This is a genomic window from Pseudomonas sp. GZD-209 (assembly GCF_049310485.1).
Taxonomy (GTDB): domain Bacteria; phylum Pseudomonadota; class Gammaproteobacteria; order Pseudomonadales; family Pseudomonadaceae; genus Aquipseudomonas; species Aquipseudomonas sichuanensis.
On record NZ_JBMOWQ010000183.1, the window covers coordinates 1 to 2,685 of the forward strand.

The 2,685-nt window shown below is 61.5% G+C and carries 3 protein-coding genes; 2 read left to right on the plus strand and 1 reads right to left on the minus strand.

Annotated features, from left to right (window positions below; genetic code table 11):
* Nucleotides 1-85 precede the first annotated feature (85 nt).
* Entirely contained in the window at nt 86-322 is a 237-nt protein-coding gene (locus ACO6VM_RS19950; RefSeq protein ID WP_401057675.1) for a YdcH family protein, read from the minus strand.
* Between the two features lie 116 nt (nt 323-438).
* Here ACO6VM_RS19950 and ACO6VM_RS19955 point away from each other — a divergent pair, with 116 nt between their 5' ends.
* The gene (locus ACO6VM_RS19955) at nt 439-807 is read left to right on the plus strand and encodes a 5-carboxymethyl-2-hydroxymuconate Delta-isomerase (protein ID WP_422403710.1); all 369 of its coding nucleotides are present in this window, start codon (nt 439-441) and stop codon (nt 805-807) included.
* Nucleotides 808-967: 160 nt separating this feature from the next.
* On the plus strand, nt 968-2,605 hold the full coding sequence (locus tag ACO6VM_RS19960; RefSeq protein WP_422403711.1) for a phosphoethanolamine transferase: 1,638 nt from the start codon (nt 968-970) through the stop codon (nt 2,603-2,605).
* The last annotated feature ends 80 nt before the right edge of the window (nt 2,606-2,685 follow it).

Consider the following 2,685-nt stretch of genomic DNA (forward strand, 5'->3'; position numbering starts at 1 on the left):
CTGAGGGGAAAAACCCCCCCCCCAGAAAGAACCCACGGGGTGGGGGAGCGGGCTTGCCCCGCGATCATTTTGAAGGGTTTACCGTTCAGGACTTGGGCGGATGGATGATCCGTTCGATCTTGTCCTTGATCAGCAGCCGCTCCTTGCGTAACAGGTTGACCTTGTCATCGGCGCTGCCGTTGCCTTCGGCAGCCACCACTTCCTTGTCCTTGGCGTTGTAGTCCTTGTGCAGCTTGTGCAGGTCCTGATTCTTGTCGATCAGGGCCTGGAACTGGTCGGCGCTAACGTGCAGGTCTGCGAGCAAATCGTGCGGAACTGGCATTTCTTCACCTCTTTCAGGGTTGGCGAACGGGCCTGAACCATGAGGATAGCCGCCTTTGCCCCGATGGGGGACTGGGTTAGGCTGTCGCACACCCTCCCTTGACCGGAACCTGCGCCATGCCTCACCTGAACCTGGAATACAGCGACAACCTGGGCGAACTCAACGTCGACCTGCTGCTGTTGCGCCTTAACCACGCCCTGGTGGGCAGCGGCCAGTTTGCCGACGAAGCCGACATCAAGAGCCGCGCCCAGGCCTTCGCCAAGTACCGGGTGGGCACGGCACCGGGTGAGCGTGCCTTCGCCCATGTCCGCCTGGCGATCCTCAGCGGGCGCTCGGAGCAGGTGAAACAGCAGTTGTCGGGCAGCCTGCTCGCTGTGCTGCAGGAGGCGATCCCTGCCGAGGCCGGGCTGGATATCCAGCTGTGCGTGGAGGTGCTGGACATCGACCGTGAGCCCTACGCCAAGCTGCGTCTGCCGGCTGAATAAACGCTGAATGAAACTTGTTTAATTGGTGAAAACTGCATTCCGACCAATTGTTACCAAGTTTTTCACAAAAAATTGATGCTAGCCTTCTTAGAGTTCGGCCAACTTCCCAAGGTGCCCGCCCGGGCACCCTGGCCGCTCATGAACTCTACCTGCGAATGCCATGCTCAACGTCAAATCCCTGCGGACTGAATGGGTCACGCTGCTGGCCAGCCTTTACCTGTTGATCGGCCTTAACACCTTCCTCTGGCAACACCTGCAAGCCATTGTGCCGCCCGGCATGGTGGGGCTGTGGCTGGGGCTGGCATTCGCCGTGCTGATGTTGTTCGCCTTCAATCTGATATTGACCTTGTTGGCATTCAAGTATGTGTTGAAACCGGTATTGATCCTGTTGTTCATGAGCGGCGCGGGCGTTGCCTACTTCATGAATCAATATGGCGTGCTGATCGATACCGGCATGTTCCGCAATGTGGCGGAAACCAACGTTGCGGAAGTTCGCGACCTGCTGTCGATCAAGTTTGCGCTGTATATCGTGCTGCTCGGTGTGCTGCCGTCGCTGTTGGTATGGAAGGCGAAAATCGCCTATCGCCCCTGGTACCGCGAAGTGCTGGGCAAACTGGTGGTGGCGGGGGCCTGTGTGGCGGCGCTGGGCTCGGTGGCACTGGTCAACTACCAAGGGCTTGCATCGCTGTTTCGCAACCACCACGAACTGCGTCTGATGCTTACCCCGAGCAACATCGTCGGTGCGTCCATTGGTTATGTCAGCGAACAGTTGGGTACTGCGGCACGGCCTTTCCAGCCATACGGCACGGATGCCCACCGCGATGCTGCCTGGCAGCACCATGAGCGCAAGTCGCTGACCGTGCTGGTGGTGGGCGAAAGTGCCCGCGCCGAGAACTTCGGCCTGCTTGGCTATGCCCGCGACACCACGCCGAACCTGGCCAAACAGCAGGGCCTGCTGAGCTTTACCGATGTGCACTCGTGCGGTACCGAAACCGCCGTGTCGGTGCCGTGCATGTTCTCCGGCATGACCCGCAAGGACTATGACGCCCGCGTGGCCAAGAACCGCGAAGGCCTGCTCGATATCCTCCAGCGCGCCGGCCTGGCCGTGCAGTGGCGGGACAACCAGTCCGGCTGCAAGGGCACCTGCGACCGCGTGCAGTTCATCGACGTGAGCAACCTTACCGATCCGGCCCTGTGCGCCAACGGCGAGTGCCACGACGAGATCCTCCTGCAGGGCCTGGGCGAGCTGATCGACAACCTCGACAAGGACACCGTGCTGGTGCTGCACCAGATGGGCAGCCACGGCCCCGAGTACTTCAAACGCTACCCGACGGGCAGCGAGCCGTTCACCCCGGTGTGCCGCAGCAATGCGCTGAACCAGTGCAGCCAGGCGGAAATCATCAATGGTTATGACAACACCCTGGCCTATACCGACAAGGTGCTTGGCTCGCTGATCGATACCCTGCGCAGCAAGCAGGACAAGGTCGACACGGCGATGATCTACCTGTCCGACCACGGCGAGTCGCTGGGTGAATACAACCTCTACCTGCACGGCACCCCTTACGTGATGGCGCCGGAGCAGCAGAAGCACGTGCCGCTGTTGACCTGGTTCTCCGACAGCTACAAGCAGGACTTCGGCCTGGACACCGACTGCCTGGCCAAGCTGCGCGACGCACCACTGTCCCAGGACAACCTGTTCCACTCGATGCTTGGCCTGTTGCAGGTACGCACCGATGTCTACCAGCAGTCGCTGGACATGTTCGCCAGCTGCCGGCCGTGGCTGGCGGCGGGGCGCTGAACCACGGCGTTTACGCCATCGCGGGGGGGGGGGGGGCGCCCCACCCCCCCTCTTCGCGCGGGGGGGGGGGGGGGCCCTAA